15 protein-coding genes are annotated in these 15,228 nt (G+C 67.7%); 13 read left to right on the forward strand and 2 right to left on the reverse strand.

Annotated features, from left to right (window positions below):
* The first annotated feature begins 46 nt into the window (after positions 1-46).
* From H623_RS0105645 to H623_RS0105670, 6 genes are all read left to right on the forward strand, one after another.
* A complete protein-coding gene (locus tag H623_RS0105645) occupies positions 47-670 on the forward strand; it encodes a flavodoxin family protein (RefSeq protein ID WP_022899971.1) in 624 nt (207 codons plus the stop codon).
* A gap of 126 nt (positions 671-796) precedes the next feature.
* A complete protein-coding gene (locus tag H623_RS0105650) occupies positions 797-1,057 on the forward strand; it encodes a hypothetical protein (RefSeq protein ID WP_022899972.1) in 261 nt (86 codons plus the stop codon).
* 129 nt (positions 1,058-1,186) lie between these two features.
* The gene (locus tag H623_RS0105655) at positions 1,187-1,669 is read left to right on the forward strand and encodes a YciE/YciF ferroxidase family protein (RefSeq protein WP_022899973.1); all 483 of its coding nucleotides are present in this window, start codon (positions 1,187-1,189) and stop codon (positions 1,667-1,669) included.
* A gap of 231 nt (positions 1,670-1,900) precedes the next feature.
* Entirely contained in the window at positions 1,901-3,280 is a 1,380-nt protein-coding gene (locus tag H623_RS0105660) for an ABC transporter substrate-binding protein (RefSeq protein ID WP_022899974.1), read from the forward strand.
* Positions 3,280-4,284: a carbohydrate ABC transporter permease gene (locus H623_RS18050; protein WP_022899975.1), complete on the forward strand. Its 1,005-nt coding sequence runs from the start codon at positions 3,280-3,282 to the stop codon at positions 4,282-4,284. The genes H623_RS0105660 and H623_RS18050 overlap by 1 nt, the downstream gene beginning before the upstream one ends.
* Positions 4,284-5,243, forward strand: coding sequence for a carbohydrate ABC transporter permease (locus H623_RS0105670; protein ID WP_022899976.1), 960 nt, complete (start codon positions 4,284-4,286; stop codon positions 5,241-5,243). Before H623_RS18050 ends, H623_RS0105670 begins: the two co-directional genes overlap by 1 nt.
* Positions 5,244-5,258: 15 nt before the next feature.
* Here the strand turns inward: H623_RS0105670 and H623_RS0105675 are convergent, their stop codons facing one another.
* Both H623_RS0105675 and H623_RS0105680 read right to left on the reverse strand, forming a co-directional pair.
* The gene (locus H623_RS0105675) at positions 5,259-6,470 is read right to left on the reverse strand and encodes an NAD(P)/FAD-dependent oxidoreductase (RefSeq protein ID WP_022899977.1); all 1,212 of its coding nucleotides are present in this window, start codon (positions 6,468-6,470) and stop codon (positions 5,259-5,261) included.
* Positions 6,471-6,527: 57 nt separating this feature from the next.
* Complete coding sequence (locus tag H623_RS0105680) at positions 6,528-6,986, reverse strand: Dps family protein (protein ID WP_022899978.1); 459 nt, start codon at positions 6,984-6,986, stop codon at positions 6,528-6,530.
* A gap of 180 nt (positions 6,987-7,166) precedes the next feature.
* Here H623_RS0105680 and H623_RS18055 point away from each other — a divergent pair, with 180 nt between their 5' ends.
* From H623_RS18055 to H623_RS18065, 7 genes are all read left to right on the forward strand, one after another.
* Complete coding sequence (locus H623_RS18055) at positions 7,167-10,145, forward strand: FAD-binding and (Fe-S)-binding domain-containing protein (RefSeq protein WP_022899979.1); 2,979 nt, start codon at positions 7,167-7,169, stop codon at positions 10,143-10,145.
* Positions 10,145-10,594: a PPC domain-containing DNA-binding protein gene (locus tag H623_RS0105690; RefSeq protein ID WP_022899980.1), complete on the forward strand. Its 450-nt coding sequence runs from the start codon at positions 10,145-10,147 to the stop codon at positions 10,592-10,594. Before H623_RS18055 ends, H623_RS0105690 begins: the two co-directional genes overlap by 1 nt.
* 29 nt (positions 10,595-10,623) lie before the next feature.
* Complete coding sequence (locus H623_RS0105695) at positions 10,624-11,634, forward strand: SDR family oxidoreductase (protein ID WP_022899981.1); 1,011 nt, start codon at positions 10,624-10,626, stop codon at positions 11,632-11,634.
* A gap of 123 nt (positions 11,635-11,757) precedes the next feature.
* Entirely contained in the window at positions 11,758-12,060 is a 303-nt protein-coding gene (locus tag H623_RS0105700; RefSeq protein ID WP_022899982.1) for a hypothetical protein, read from the forward strand.
* Positions 12,061-12,248: 188 nt separating this feature from the next.
* Positions 12,249-12,689: a hypothetical protein gene (locus H623_RS0105705; RefSeq protein ID WP_022899983.1), complete on the forward strand. Its 441-nt coding sequence runs from the start codon at positions 12,249-12,251 to the stop codon at positions 12,687-12,689.
* On the forward strand, positions 12,686-13,435 hold the full coding sequence (locus H623_RS18060) for a gluconate 2-dehydrogenase subunit 3 family protein (RefSeq protein WP_022899984.1): 750 nt from the start codon (positions 12,686-12,688) through the stop codon (positions 13,433-13,435). Before H623_RS0105705 ends, H623_RS18060 begins: the two co-directional genes overlap by 4 nt.
* Entirely contained in the window at positions 13,432-15,066 is a 1,635-nt protein-coding gene (locus H623_RS18065; protein ID WP_022899985.1) for a GMC family oxidoreductase, read from the forward strand. The genes H623_RS18060 and H623_RS18065 overlap by 4 nt, the downstream gene beginning before the upstream one ends.
* Positions 15,067-15,228 lie beyond the last annotated feature (162 nt).

Here is a 15,228-nt window from a genome sequence, read left to right on the forward strand (position 1 = left end):
GTCGGCGCGCCCCGGCGTTGAGTGTCACGCGTCGAAGGAGGACACGATGACGGATTCCGGTTCCGCGAGTCCAGGACTGCACGCCTGCATTCTGGTCGGAACGCTCAAACCCTCGCCCGCGCAGTCGAGCAGCATGCTGATGGCCCAGCAGTTCGCGGATGCCTTCACAGGCCACGGAGTCGACACCGACGTCGTGCGCGTCGTCGACTTCGACGTGCGGCCGGGGGTGGACGTCGACATGGGGTCAGGTGACGAGTGGCCGGGGCTACGCGAACGGATCATGGCCGCCGACATTCTCGGGATCGTCTCGCCGACGTGGATGGGGCATCCGTCGAGCGTGACGCAGCGGGTGCTGGAACGCCTCGACGGCGAGCTCTCGCAGACGAACGAGCAGGGCACGCCTCTGATCGCGAACCGCGCGGCGGTCGTCGGCGTGGTGGGGAATGAGGACGGCGCGCACAAGATCATCGCCGACGTGCTGCAGGCGCTGAACGATGTCGGCCTCGCGGTGCCGTCGCAGGCGAGCACGTACTGGAACGGCGAGGCGATGCACAAGGTCGACTACAAGGACCTGCCAGAGCCGCCCAAGGCGACGGTCTCGGCACTGACCACGGCGGCTGCGAACGCCGTCGCCCTGGCGACCGCACTGCGTCCTTCGCGGGTGGGGTGACGCCCGGACCGACGGCCGACCCCCCGCTCACCGGGCGGACGCTGTTCGACGAGCGGTGGAGCGAAGCGGTGCGCAGAGGAACGACACGCAAAGAAACGGCACAGAGAGAAGAGACACGGGAGAGACATGAGCGACACGAACGGACAGCCGGACCCGGACATCCGCACCGAACCGTTGGAGGGCGAACCGTTGCCGGACGACGCCGAGGAATCGCACGCCGGCGCCGAGTCCGCTTCAGCGGCGGCGCGGGACGACGATGCCGGGGCGACACCGAGCACCGACGAGCAGAACGATCGGGCCGACGAGGTCGACGACGAGGACCGGCCGCGGCCGTCGACGGACCCGGAGACGGAGGAGGACACCGTCTCCGGCGGGCCGGCCGACTGAGCGGGCCGACTGAGCCCGGGCGGCTCGGCCGGGGTCCGGCGCCACCGCCGGACGGACATTTTGCAACCCCTTACCGCAGATTCCGGCCTGCCGTCTGCTGGTTTCACATCACTACTGAAGGAGAACCGCATGTTCGAACACTTCGAGAATCCCCGAGAGCTTCTGGAATACCGGCTGGGCGCCGCGGTCTCGATGGAGCGGGACTCGTTGTCGATGCTCGGAGACCTCGAGGAGGCGGCCCAGAGCGAGGACGTCAAGCAGATGTACCGGCATCACGCCGACGAGACCAGACAGCAGTCGCAGAACCTCGACCGCATTTTCGAGGAGCTGCAGATCTCCGCCGCGGACCAGCCTTCCCCGACGACGAAGGGAATCGCGCGCGAGGGCAGCTCGCTCATCCGCAAATCGGAACCGGCGCTGCTGGATATGGTGACGCTCTCCGCGGCGCTCGAGACGGAGCACGCTGAGATCGCGGCCTACCAGTCGATGATCTGCACTGCTGATGCACTGGGCCTGTCGAATGTCGTCCAGTTGCTCACCGAGAACCTCGAGCAGGAAGAGCACACGAGCAAGGAGCTGTACGACAAACTCCGCACGCTCTCGGCGGCCTGACTCGGGGTACAGGTCACAACGCAGGGTGCCGGGGCCGGGAGGCCACGGCACCCTGTTCGTGCGTCCGGGGGACGTCGAGGGGTCGCGGCAGGACTCCTCAGACAGCCCGGTACACACAAAGCGCTTCTTCTGACAACCCCTGCACTTCTGCTCCCCGGGGCTCTTTCCTGAAGTGGAACCGGTCTGCGCGGCGCCGCCTCGCCGACCCGGACTTCCACGAAGGAGCGCATCATGACCGTCCGCCATCGCCTCATCGCCGCGGCATCGATCTCGCTGCTCGCCGCCGGTCTGCTCGCCGGATGCAGCTCAGGGTCTTCTGGCGGGTCGACGTCGTTCTCGAAGAACGCGTCGGGAACGCTCAAGGCCTGGGCGTTCGACAACGCGGACGACGTCGGCAAGGCGCGCCTCGCGTATGCGAAGAGCCACCTGCACGGAGTGAGCATCGACCTGGACCAGACGACGTTCGATGCGCAGAAGTTCACGACGCGTGTGGCGAGCGGCAATGTGCCCGACGTCGTGCAGATGGATGCCCAGTTCGTCGCCACCTACGCGGCCCAGGGACTCATCACTCCGCTGGACAAGTGCTATCAGGCCCACCACGTGTCCGCCGCGAGCACGTTCTACCAGTCGGTCAAGGATGACGTGAGCTACGACGGCCACATCTGGGCCGTTCCGCAGTTCTATCAGCCGCCGGCGATCATCCTGAACACGCGCGTCATGGACAAGGCTGGGGTGACGCCGGCGGACATCAACACGTCGAAGCCGGACCAGCTCATCTCCGCGATCAAGAAGATGTACGTCGCCAATGGCGACAAGCCGGTGACCATGGGGTTCGATCCCGTCGCTTCCGGCCAGCCGGGACTGTGGCTGCTCGGTTACGGCGGCCAGATCATCGACTCCTCCGGCAAGCCGACGCTGAACGACTCGAAGAACGTCAAGGGTCTGCAGGTGCTGAAGCGCATCTATGACGCTCAGGGAGGCTACGCGGCCGACAAGAGCTTCACCGACACGTTCGACACGTTCGGCAAGAAGAACCAGTTCGTGAAGGACCAGGTCGGGGCGCAGGTCGACAACCAGTGGTACGTCAACGTGCTGACGCCGTACATCAAGCAGGTGCAGATCAGCGCGGTGCCGTTCTACAGCTCAGACGGTAAGCCGTTCACGGTGACGAGCGGAACCGCATTCGTCATTCCGTCGGCCGCGAAGAACAAGGACGCCGCCTGTGCCTGGGCACTCAGCCTCGACAGCATGGGCGCATGGAAGGCCGCCGGGGCGGCTCGAGCGAAGACGCTCAAGGCCACCCCCGGCGCCGTCGACACGGGATTGTTCACCGGGTCTCCGAAGGCCGACGCGTACATTCACAAGACCTACGTGAAGCCGACCGGCAACGCGGGCTTCGACAAGACGATCGAGACCTATTACGACGTGGTCGGCAACGGCAAGTCGATCGGGACCTCGCCGGCGGGCCAGCAGATTCAGACCGAGTTGCAGAACGCGCTGCAGTCGACGCTGCTCGGCTCTAAGTCGCCGTCCGCAGCGCTCAAGGACGCCCAGTCCGCCGCCATGAACGCCTATCGCCAGGCCGTCAAGAACGCCACACCGAGCAAGTGATGTCACGCGCGGAATCGCTTCATGCCGCAGCGCCGGCGGCGCGGAGAAGAACAGGAAGAGCGCGCAGACAGTCGACGTCCGCGCAGCAGCCGCCGGGGAACCGGCGCTCCTCGCTTCGCCGCAAAGAGGCGATCGCCGGGTACCTGTTCATCAGCCCGTGGATCATCGGATTCCTGGTCTTCACGGCCGGGTCGATGATCTACAGCCTGGTGATCTCGTTCACGAACTACAACCTGGCCACCGGAACGACGACGCCGATCGGCGCCGCCAACTACGCGCAGCTCTTCCAGGATCCGAAGATCGCGCAGTCGCTCGGCAACACCCTGTACTACGCGGTGCTCGCCGTGCCGCTGGAGGTCATCGTGGCACTCGGGCTGGCGCTCATCCTCAACAAGGTGGGCCGTGGTTCGGGGTTCTTCCGCACCGTCTTCTACCTGCCGAAGATGACGCCCGTGGTGGCGACGGCATCCGTGTTCCTGCTGCTGCTGAACGGCAACACCGGCGCGATCAACGAGTTTCTCGGGTTCTTCGGCATTCAAGGCCCGCAGTGGCTGGTCGACCCGCGCTGGGTCATCCCCTCGATCGTCATCATGACGCTGTGGGGCGTGAGCGGCACGATGGTCATCTTCTTGGCGGCGCTGAACAACGTTCCGCACGACCTCTACGAGGTCGCATCGCTCGACGGCGCCGGGCCCGTGCGGCAGTTCTTCCGCATCACCGTTCCGATGATCTCCGGCGCCATCTTCTTCAACGTCATCGTGTTGACGATCGCCGCCTTCCAGGTCTTCGATCAGGCCTATCTGCTGTTCTGGCGCGACCAGACGAGCGCCTCCCCGAGCTCGTCGCTCTTCTACGCCGTCTACCTGTTCCAGCAGGCGTTCCGGCAGTTCGACTTCGGCTTCGCCTCGGCCATGGCCTGGCTGCTCTTTCTGATCATCATGGCGATCACGTTGATTCAGGTGAAGGTCGGCAATCGGTTCGTCTACTACGAAAGCGAGCACTGATGGCGGTCGAACACGTGGCGCAGAGTGCGGTGACGGCGCCGGCGCTGAAGCCGACGGCGAAAGTCGGCGCGGGTGCGGCATCGACGGCTCCGGTCTCCACGCGTCGCCGGCGCAGCCCCGGCCGCATCGTCGGCAAGATCGTGCTGTGGATGCTGCTGCTCGCCTTCACCTGCGCATTCCTGTATCCGCTGGTCTGGCTCCTCTCGGCCAGCCTGAAGCCGCGCGACGAGGTCTTCGACAACGCGCTCATCCCCGCCACCTTCTCCCCGCAGAACTACGCGGAGGTGTGGGGGCAATTGCCGCTGCTGTCGTGGATGGGGATCAGCATCGTGATCGCCGTGCTGGCCGCCGGTTTCGTCGCCATCTCGAGTTCGATCGTCGCCTTCGGCTTCGCATACTTCCGGTTCCCCGGGCGCGGGGTGCTCTTCGCGTTCGTGCTGGCGACCATGATGCTGCCCACCGCGGTCACGATGGTTCCGCAGTACCTCATCTGGCGCAGCCTCGATCTGGTCGGAACCTGGGTTCCGCTGTTCGGCGCGAACCTCTTCGGATCCGCGTTCTACATTTTTCTGCAGCGCCAGTTCTTCCTCGGGCTGCCGCGCGAGCTGTTCGAGGCGGCCAGGATCGACGGCGCGAGCTACTGGGGGTTGTTCCGGCGCATCGCGATGCCGCTGTCGATCCCGTCGTTCATCATCGTGTTCCTCTTCGAGTTCCAGGCCAGCTGGAACAACTTCCAAGGGTCCCTGATCTACCTCAACGGCGGCAGTCCCTCCGGCTTCACGGTTCCGCTCGGCATCTCCTACGCCATGACCGTGTTCAGCCCGACGAACGGCGGGCACGGCGACTACCAGTACGTGATGGTCGCGAGCCTTCTCGTGACGATTCCCATGCTCATTCTTTTCGCCTTCGGGCAGCGGTTCTTCGTGCAGGGCGTCGCCACGCAGGGTCGCAAGGGGTGAGGCGCGCCGTGCCGGTCAGCGATCGCCGGCGGGCACGGGAATGCGGCCGCGGAGCTTCTCCGGCGTCCACGGCCCGTCGGCGTCGATAACGGCCCGTGCGGCGTCCCGCTGTTCGGGCACGTTCCACAGCAGGACCCCCACGACGTTGCCGTCGTTGAGGTAGTAGACGACCCCGGATGTCTGCGGTTCGTTCCACTCCTCGACAGTCGTCAACGAGGAATCGAGAGTCCCCACCGCCTCGTAGCGGTTGCCGAAGACCGCCGAGTAGAAGTACGGCGTGTGGTCGTACGGCTCGTCTGCGCCCGCCATGTTGCGGCCGACGCAGGTGCCCATCGACGTTGCGTTGTCGACGTGCTCGATGCGGCGTCGTCCGAGGATGACGTCCGGATAGGAGGCGATGTCGCCCGCGGCGAAGATGTGCGGATCGCTGGTGCACAGACGGTCGTCGACGATCACGCCGTCGTCCACCTCGAGGTGGGCGTCACGAGCGATGCCGACGTTGGGCTCGATACCGAGACCGGTGACGACGGCATCCGTCTCTAGGCGATCTCCGTTCGACAGCTCCAGCTCGAGCCTGACGGGACCGGCGCTGCCGCGCTCGAGCGTCGTGCCGGGAACAAGCGCGACGCCGGCGTTCTCATACAGCTTCTGGAAGCGGGCGGCGAGCTCGGCGGGGAACACCGCTCCACCGAGCACGTCTTCGGGAAAGACGAGGGTGACCGCCGTGTTGTTCTGAACCAGCGCGGCCGCCAGCTCGGTTCCGATGAAGCTGCCGCCGATGACGGCGACCTCACGACCCTCGCCGGCGAGACCGCGCAGTCGCCGATAGTCCTCGACGGATCGGAAGTACACGACACGTTCGTCGTGCGGCAACTCCAGCGTGTGCGGCGTACCGCCGGTGGCGATGAGCAGCGTGCCGTACCCGAAGACGTCCCCGCTGTCGGTGCCCACGGTCTGAGCCGTCGTGTCGATTCGGCTCGCGCGCAGCCCGGCGTGCCGGACGGCGCCCGTGTCTGCCTCGGTGTTCAGCCAGACCTTGTCGAACGTGAACTCGGGGTCGGTCCACAGCTTCTTCGTCAGCGCCGGCCTGGTGGCGGGCGGGTCCTCTTCCAACGCGATGATCCCGATCGATCCGTCGGCATCGCGTTCGCGGATGCCGCGCGCGGCGCTGTCCGCGACCATGCCACCGCCGACGATCAGGTAGTCGTAGTCCGTGCGGTCAGGCATCCGATCTCCCTCGTCCGCGTTCTTCGTCCCGTTCGGCCGTGTTCATTTCGGCCGTGGTCACTTCGTGCTGGGCTTGCGGTTCTCCGCACTGACCATCCACGCGTACTGCTCGATCTTCTCGATGAAGCCGTGCAGGATGTCGGCGGTGGTCGGGTCTTCCTCGTCGACCTGGTCGTGCACGTCGCGCATGGTGCCCGACATGCCCTCGAGCCGCTCGGTGATGAGGTTCACGGTCTTCGCCGTGTCGACTTCGCCCTCCGGGTAGGGAGCCAGGGTCGTCGTCTCGGCGACGGTCTTCGTGCGGCCGTCGGGCACCGCGTGAAGCGCGCGCATGCGCTCCGCCATGATGTCGGCGAAGAGACGCACCGAGTTCACGATCTCGTCGAGCTGCAGGTGCAGGTCGCGGAAGTTCTTGCCCACCAGGTTCCAGTGCGCCTCTTTGCCCTGAATGTGCAGCTCGATCAGGTCGACCAGTACGGCCTGGAGGTTCTTCGACAGTGTCGCTGATGCTTGCATGGTTCGTGCCTTCCTCACTCGCGCGCACGAGCGGCGCACGACCTTTCCAGCCTGTGCCGGCCGCGGCGCACCGGCCAAGGGGTTGCGCCGAGGCGAAAGCCGTGAAAGGTGCCGTACACACACTCCGGCTGTTCTGACAACCCCTGCACGCGGTGCGAGAGCGGCCGTTTGCTGAAGGCGATGACGATCACGAACGGCGGCCTCGACATCCACGGGTTGTTGCGCGAGCTCGAGAGCGTGGATGCCGACATCCGTTTCGACGACGGCGCTCGCGCCGCGTACTCCACCGACGCCTCGAACTACCGGCACGTGCCCATCGGCGTGGTGCTGCCGCGCAGCGTGGATGCCGGTGCCGAGGTCGTGCGCGCGTGTTCCGACTTCGACGTTCCGGTGCTCAGCCGTGGGGGCGGCACGAGCCTCGCCGGCCAGGCGTGCAACGAGGGAGTCGTGATCGACTGGTCGAAGTACTGCGACGGTCTGGTCGAGGTGAGCCGGGCATCCAGAACCGCCGTGGTCGAGACCGGGCTCGTGCTCGACGAGCTGAACCGCGAGGTGGCGGCGCTGGGCCTGATGTTCGGCCCGAAGCCGGCGACGCACTCGCACTGCACGCTCGGCGGCATGATCGGCAACAACTCGTGCGGCTCCTCGGCGCAGAAGTACGGGAAGACCGCCGACAACGTGCGGGCGCTGGAGATTCTCACCTACGGCGGCGAGCGCATGTGGGTGCGTCGCGACGACGACGTGGACAAGGTCATCGCCGAGGGCGGCGCGAAAGGCCGCCTCTACGCCGGGCTGCGCGCGATCATCGCGCAGTACGGCGACGAGGTGCGCCGAAAGTTTCCGCGCATCCCGCGCCGGGTCTCCGGATTCAATCTCGACGCACTGCTCCCGGAGAACGGGTTCGACGTTCCCGCTCTGCTCGTGGGATCGGAGTCGACCCTCGTCACGGTGCTGCGCGCCGAGCTCGACCTGGTCGAGATGCCGAAGGCGCGCGCGTTCGTGGTGCTCGGCTACCCGACGATCGAGGACGCGGCCGACGCCGCACCGGCCGCTGCGCCGTTCGGGCCGCTCGCCATCGAGGGCATCGACGCCACGCTCGTGGACTTCGAGCGCACCAAGCGCAAGAATCTCGACGCGCTGGGCCTCCTGCCCGACGGCGGCGGATACCTGATCATCGAGGTTCCCGGCGAGACGAAGGACGACGCGGACGCGACGGCCGACGCGATGATCCGCGCGATGGAGCAGCGCGGCATCCGCCCCGATGTGCGTCGTCTCGACGATGAGGCCCAGCAGGAGGGTGTGCTTCGCGTGCGCGAGGCCGGGCTCGGCGCGGCCACCAACGTTCCCGGCCTTCCCGACATGTGGTCCGGATGGGAGGACTCCGCGGTGCCGCCCGAGCGGTTCGGCGACTACCTGCGCGACCTCAGGGACCTGCTCGGCCGGTACGACTACGAGCCGGTCGCGCGCTACGGCCACTTCGGACACGGATGCCTCCACATGCGCATCCCGTTCCCTCTCGACCGCGGGCCCGCCGGCGTGGACGAGTACCGGCGTTTCACGCACGAGGCGGCCGAGTTGGTCGTGCATTACGGCGGGTCGTTCTCGGGTGAGCACGGCGACGGGCAGGCCCGCGCGGACCTGCTGCCGACGCTCTACGGCGAGCGGATCGTCGAGGCGTTCCAACGGCTCAAGAGCCTGTTCGATCCGCGCGCTCGCATGAACCCCGGCAAGATGGTCGACCCGCAGCCGCGCACCGAGGGCCTGCGTCTCGGAGCGGGCTACGCCCCGCGGCAGACCGTGCAGCTGCACTTCTCCTACCCGCACGACGACGGCAGGTTCTCCGCGGCCGCCCTCCGATGCGTCGGGGTCGGCAACTGCCGCTCGCACGGCGACGGCGTGATGTGCCCGTCGTACCGGGCGACGGGCGAGGAGGAGCATTCCACGCGGGGGCGAGCGCGCCTTCTGTTCGAGATGATCGAGGGCACCTACCGCACGAACCGCGACACCCCGGTCGACAAGGGGTGGCGCTCGCCGGAGGTCAAAGACGCGCTCGACCTCTGCCTGTCGTGCAAGGGCTGCAAGAGCGACTGCCCCGTCGATGTCGACATGGCGACCTACAAGGCGGAGTTCCTCTCGCACTACTACGAGCGCAGGCTGCGCCCCACCGGACACTATTCGATGGGATGGCTGACGCTCTGGGCGCGCATCGCGCACCTCGCGCCGCCGATCGTCAATGCGATCTCGCACGCGCCGGGGGTTGGCGCGCTGGCCAAACGCGTGGCGGGGATGGAGCCGCATCGGCCCGCTCCGCGCTTCGTGCACCGCCGCTTCACGGACAGCGCGCGGGCATCGGCGCACGGTGTGGAAGAGGTCGTGCTCTTCGCCGACACGTTCGGCGACAACTTTCAGCCCTCGGTGCTCGAGGCGGCAACGGTCGTGCTCGAGGATGCCGGTTATCGCGTGCGCGTCCCTCGCCGGCGATCCTGTTGCGGGCTCACGCTCATCTCCACGGGTCAATTGACGGCCGCGACCACCATGTTGAAGTCGACCGCCGCACACCTGGCCGCCGAGCTGACGACCGGCGAGCGCCTCGTCGTGCTCGAGCCGAGCTGCCTCGCGGTGTTCCGCTCGGACGGACCCGAACTGCTGCCAGACGATCCGAACATCCAGACGCTGAAGGATCGCGCGGTGACGCTGGCCGAGCTGCTCGCGTCGACCGAGGGATGGACGCCGCCGCAAGTGGGCGGCCGCGCCATCGTGCAGGAGCATTGCCACCAGCACGCCGTGCTCGGATTCGATGCCGAACGGAGCATTCTGCGCGAGGCCGGCGTCGAGTTCCAGGAACTGGACGGATGCTGTGGGCTGGCCGGCAACTTCGGCTTCGAGAGCGGCCACCTGCCGGTCTCCGTCGCCGTCGCGGACCACTCGATGCTTCCGACGCTGCGGCACGCGGCCGACGGGACCCGCGTGGTCGCCGACGGGTTCAGCTGCCGCACGCAAGCCGACCAACTCGGCGACGGGCCGCGAGCGCTGCACCTGGCGGAGGTGCTGGCATCCGCTCTGCCCGGCGGGTTCCGGCCACGGCGAACACGGCGCGACACCGTGCCGCGGTCGGTGCAGACCGCCGCGATGGCAACTCTGAAAGGAAGGAAGTCCTGATGCAGTACACGCAGATCCAGCCCGGGGGCGCCGGCGAGACGCCTCGGCGATTCGCGGTCGTCTTCGAGACCGGCGACGAGTTGTTCGGCGGGCTCGGCGATTTCGTGAAGAAAGAGGGCATCGACAGCGCGAGCTTCACGGCGATCGGTGCGCTGGCCGCGGTGCGCTTGGCGTGGTTCGACTGGGAGGCGAAGGAGTACCGCGTCTCCGCGGACCTCGACGAACAGGTCGAACTGGTGTCGCTCGTCGGAGACGTGGCCGACCACGACGGCAAGCCCGAAGTGCACGCGCACGCGGTGATCGCACGCTCGAACGGCCAGGCGCTCGGCGGCCATCTGCGACGTGCAACGGTGCGCCCCACCTGCGAGGTGATGCTCACCGAGGCCGAGGAACGACTGCGCAAGCGCATGGACCCGGAATCGGGGCTTCCGCTGATCCGGATGGAATGACGCAGGTCTGAAGCGAGAGGAGCGAGCTCGTGCACACGTCGGACGGAGTCGCCGTGGTGACGGGAGGCAGCGCGGGGCTCGGGCGGGCGATCGTCCGCGCGCTCGCGGAGCGCGGCTGGGACGTCGCAGTCCTGGCTCGCGGAGAAGACGGAGTCGCCGGCGCCGTGCGCGATATCGAGCGCGTCGGTGCTCGCGGCCTGGGCATCCCCACCGACGTCAGCGACCGCGAGCAGGTGGAGGCCGCTGCCGACCGCGTGGAGAAGGAGCTCGGTCCGATCGCGGTGTGGGTGAACGATGCCATGGTGAGCGTGTTCGCGGAATTCGCCGATACGGACCCGGAGGATTTCGAGCGGGTGATCGACGTGGACTTCCTCGGCTTCGTGAACGGCACACGTGCGGCGCTGAAGCGCATGCGGCGCAGGGGACGCGGGGCGATCATCCAGGTCGGATCCGCGCTCGCGCACCGCGGCATCCCGCTTCAGGCCGCGTATTGCTCGGCGAAGCACGCCATCACCGGGTTCACCGAATCGGTTGCCGCCGAGCTCGACCACGACGGCGCCGGCATCTCGATGTCGCAGGTCGACATGCCGGCGATGAACACGATGCAGTTCAGCTGGGTGAAGACGGCACTTCCGGAGCATCCGCAGCCGGTGCCACCCATCTACCAGCCAGAGGTGTGTGCGCAGATCGTGGCGGACGTCGCCGAGAGGCCCCGTCGGCGCATCTGGGTCGGCGAGAGCACCGTGACGACCATCTGGGGCAATCGGCTCGCTCCGCGCGCAGCGGATCGCAAGGCGGCGACGGGCGGGTTCTCCGGCCAGCAGACGGATCAGGTGCACGCGCAGATGCTCGGACCGAACCTCTACGAGCCGGTGCCGGGCGACCACGGCGCCCATGGCGTCTTCGACGACCGTGCGGTGTCGACCACGCTGGAGACCTGGGCGCTACGTCATCCGCGCACCACGGGTGCGGGAGCGGTGCTGGCAGCGGCCGCCGCTGGGGCCCTGGCAGTCGCGGCGATGCTGCGCCTTCGACGCTGAGAAGAGCGCCTACGGGCATCCGATGCTGGGCGTCTTGTAACGCGACGCTCTCGAAACCGCAACCCGGTTGCCGGAACGGATGATCCCCACCAGTCTGTGAAAGATCCCGCGTTCTGAGGAATCATGAAGCGAATCAACGTTGCAGGTACATCTCTCGTGACCGGCTCCGCTCTGGCGGATGCGGTTCTGGAACTCTGGCTGCGTCTGGCGCGGCTGCGACGATACGAGCTGGCCGAGATCCCGTTCGTCGACGAGGACGGCACGCGCCAGCGAGCGCGCCTGGTGCTGTGCCCCAGCTGTCCGCTCTGGACGTCCACGTTCGACAGCGACGCCCCCGAACTCGTGGACCCCGTGACGCTCGCCGACATCCGTCAACGCGCGGCCGAGCTCGAGGCGGACTGGCACGCGCCGGCCTTCGAGGAATGAAGACGGCGAGCCCGGCAGTGTTCTGATACAACTCCCCGTGCGATCGCGCAACCACTCGACGCGGTCGGTCCGACGTGCCGAGAATGCCGAACGTGTTGCTGAAGTCTGTTCTCTCTCCTGTTGGTGCTCGAGTGCGTCGCGCGTCTCCGTCACGGGTCGTGCGCAGGCGTCTGGCGCACGATCATCCGGTGGCGGAAACCGTGTACGGCGTCGACCGGTTCGTGCGCAACGTGCGTCACGGCCGCTTCGAGCGTTCGCTTTCCGCGCTGACCGCGGCGGGGGCCGCCGTCATGACTGTGGAGATCTACCTGGAGCACGACAAGTCGAGCTTCGGCGACCCGTGGATGTGGGCGCCGATCGTAACGGGGCCGGTCGGCCTGGCGGCGGGCCTCGCCGGATTCGCGAGCCACCGCATGGCCAAGACGGCACTGCCGGTCGCCTCGCTGATCATCCTCGGCAACGGCCTGCAAGGTCTGTGGCTGCACGCCAGAGGCATCCATCAGAAGCCGGGCGGCTGGCGCAACTTCCGCTACAACATGGAGATGGGACCGCCACTGATGGCGCCGCTGCTCGTCACCCTGGTCGGCGGCATGGGGGTGCTCGCGGCAGTGCTCCGGAGGGAGAAGTGAGCGAGCGGCGCGCGCCGTCCTCGCGCGCGCTTCCGCTGGATCCCCAGGACGGCGGCGGGCGGTTCCCGGGCTTCGACGTGATGAATCACGAGAAGCACTGGGACACCGCGACGAAGGCTGCAGTGCACGCCCGCTTGCACGGCCAGCCCGCCGTGCGCTTTTTCACGCAACTCGAAGAGGCGACGGCCAAGTGCCTGCTCGACCGCCTCGTCGGCCAACGGTCCGCGCCGGGAGACGAGACCGTCGACCTGTCGCGCATGGTGGATGCACGGCTTGCCGAGAATCAGACCGACGGCTGGCACTACGACACGATGCCGCGCGACTCGGAGGCGTGGCGGGCATCCCTGAAGGCGTTGAACGAGGATGCGCACGACAGGTTCGGCAAGGATCTCTCCGAGTGCACGCACGAGGATCAGTGCGAGCTCATCGAGGCGGTGCGCACCTGGCCCGATGATCGCTGGCACGACCTGCCGCCTGCCCAGGTGTGGAGTCTGTGGACGCGATACGCCGCCACGGCGTTCTATTCGCACCCGGCAGTGTGGAACGAGATCGGGTTCGACGGCCCTGCGTACCCTCGCGGCTACAAGGCGCTCGGCGTCGACAAGCGCGAGCCGTTCGAGGTGAGGGATGCCCGCCCCAACGACGATCCGGCTCGCCCCTCCCGGGGCGAGGGGGATGCCGGGCACGACACCCGTCGCGCGACGGGCCAGTCCGGCCGCCAGAAGCAGGGCGGAGACGGCTCGTGAGCGTGACGACGCTCGGCGAGGTGCGGGAGCGCAACGAGTCCGCGTGGCTGTTGACACCACGCGGAGCGCTCGATCCCACGTTCCGTCAGAACATGCGCCGGTACGACGACGAGGACGAGTTGGATGCCGTCATCGTCGGCGCCGGCGCAGGCGGTGCGACCATGCTGCAGCGGCTTGCCAGGTATGGCTGGCGGGTCGCGGCGCTGGAGGCGGGGCCGTTCTGGGACCCGGAAGACGACTGGGTGAGCGACGAGGCGGCATCCCACCAGCTCTACTGGACCGAACCTCGCGAGATCGGCGGCAGCGACCCCGTGCCGCTCGGCTCGAACAACTCGGGCCGCGGCGTCGGCGGGTCGATGGTGCACTACGCCGGCTACACGCCGCGGTTCCATCCGAGCGACTTCCACACCCTCTCGGCCGACGGTGTGGGTGCCGACTGGCCGTTGAGCTACCCGGAGTTGCGCCCGTACTACGAGCGGATCGAGGAGGAGCTGCCGGTCGCGGGGGAGTACTGGCCGTGGGGCGATCCGCACGGGTACCCGCACCGGCCGCATCCGGTCGGCGGCAACGGCGAGGTGTTCCTGCGTGGCGCGGAGCGCGCTGGCATCGAGGCGAAGGTGGGCCCGGTCGCCATCCCGAACGGCCGCTTCGGCCACCGCCCGCACTGCATCTACCGAGGGTTCTGCCTGCAGGGATGCAAGGTGAACGCGAAGGCGTCCCCGCTCATCACCCACATCCCCGATGCGCTCGCGCACGGCGCGGAGGTGCGTCCGGACTGCATGGTCACGGGGATCGAGATGGATGCCTTCACGGGCCGCGCGACGGGCGTGCACTACGTGCGCGACGGGCGGGAACGGTTCCAGAAGGCATCCGTGGTCATCGTGGCCGGATACTCGATCGAGACGCCGCGGCTGCTGCTCAACTCGACCTCGCCGCGCTTCCCCGACGGACTGTGCAACGACTTCGACCTCGTCGGCCGCTATCTCATGGTGCAGGGCGCTCCTCAGACGGCCGGCCGGTTCGACGAAGAGATCCGCATGTTCAAGGCGCCGCCGCCCGAGGTGAGCACTGAGGAGTTCTACGAGACCGACCCGACCAAGCCGTACAAGCGCGGGTTCTCCATCCAGACCGTCTCGCCGCTGCCGATCACCTGGGCGGAGCACGTCATGGCGCAGGGGCACTGGGGCGCGGAGTTCCGCAACTACATGAGCGACTACGTGCACTGGGCGTGCTTCGGCGCGCTCTGCGAGTTCCTCCCGCTGCCCGAGAACCGGGTCACGCTGGCCGAGGAGAAGGACCGTCACGGGCTGCCGATCGCGCACTTCGCCTACAACCAGTGCGACAACGACAAGCAGCTGGTGGATGCCGCGACGAAGGTGATGGAACGCCTCCTCACCGCTGCGGGTGCCGACGAGACGATCACGATCAAGCGGTATGCCCACCTGGTTGGCGGTGCCCGCATGGCGCGGGACGAGCAGCACGGGGTCGTGGATGCCGACTGCCGCACCTTCGCGGTGCCCAACCTGTACATCACCGACGGCAGCGTGCTGCCGACGCAGGGCAGCGCGAATCCCGCGCTGACGATCATGGCCGTCGCCGCCCGCGCGGCCGACCGGTTGGCGCAACGATGAGCGCGCCGCGCGCTGCGCCGAGCCCGCGGCCTGCTGCCGGGCCGCCCGTTTGTTCGCGCGAATAGCGGGGTGGCTCGACGACAAAGGGATGGCTCGATACCGGGGGCCGGCAGCAACGCCGACTCGGCAACACGACGAACGCGACGACGAAGGAGGAGACGA

Source organism: Humibacter albus DSM 18994, from assembly GCF_000421825.1.
GTDB classification, from domain to species: Bacteria; Actinomycetota; Actinomycetes; order Actinomycetales; family Microbacteriaceae; genus Humibacter; species Humibacter albus.

Bases quoted from the DNA above. Each gene is read 5' to 3' on its own strand.
- H623_RS0105645 (WP_022899971.1), top strand. From the start codon at position 47: ATGACGGATTCCGGTTCCGCGAGTCCAGGACTGCACGCCTGCATTCTG.
- H623_RS0105650 (WP_022899972.1), top strand. From the start codon at position 797: ATGAGCGACACGAACGGACAGCCGGACCCGGACATCCGCACCGAACCG.
- H623_RS0105655 (WP_022899973.1), top strand. From the start codon at position 1,187: ATGTTCGAACACTTCGAGAATCCCCGAGAGCTTCTGGAATACCGGCTG.
- H623_RS0105660 (WP_022899974.1), top strand. From the start codon at position 1,901: ATGACCGTCCGCCATCGCCTCATCGCCGCGGCATCGATCTCGCTGCTC.
- H623_RS18050 (WP_022899975.1), top strand. From the start codon at position 3,280: ATGTCACGCGCGGAATCGCTTCATGCCGCAGCGCCGGCGGCGCGGAGA.
- H623_RS0105670 (WP_022899976.1), top strand. From the start codon at position 4,284: ATGGCGGTCGAACACGTGGCGCAGAGTGCGGTGACGGCGCCGGCGCTG.
- H623_RS0105675 (WP_022899977.1), bottom strand. From the start codon at position 6,470: ATGCCTGACCGCACGGACTACGACTACCTGATCGTCGGCGGTGGCATG.
- H623_RS0105680 (WP_022899978.1), bottom strand. From the start codon at position 6,986: ATGCAAGCATCAGCGACACTGTCGAAGAACCTCCAGGCCGTACTGGTC.
- H623_RS18055 (WP_022899979.1), top strand. From the start codon at position 7,167: ATGACGATCACGAACGGCGGCCTCGACATCCACGGGTTGTTGCGCGAG.
- H623_RS0105690 (WP_022899980.1), top strand. From the start codon at position 10,145: ATGCAGTACACGCAGATCCAGCCCGGGGGCGCCGGCGAGACGCCTCGG.
- H623_RS0105700 (WP_022899982.1), top strand. From the start codon at position 11,758: ATGAAGCGAATCAACGTTGCAGGTACATCTCTCGTGACCGGCTCCGCT.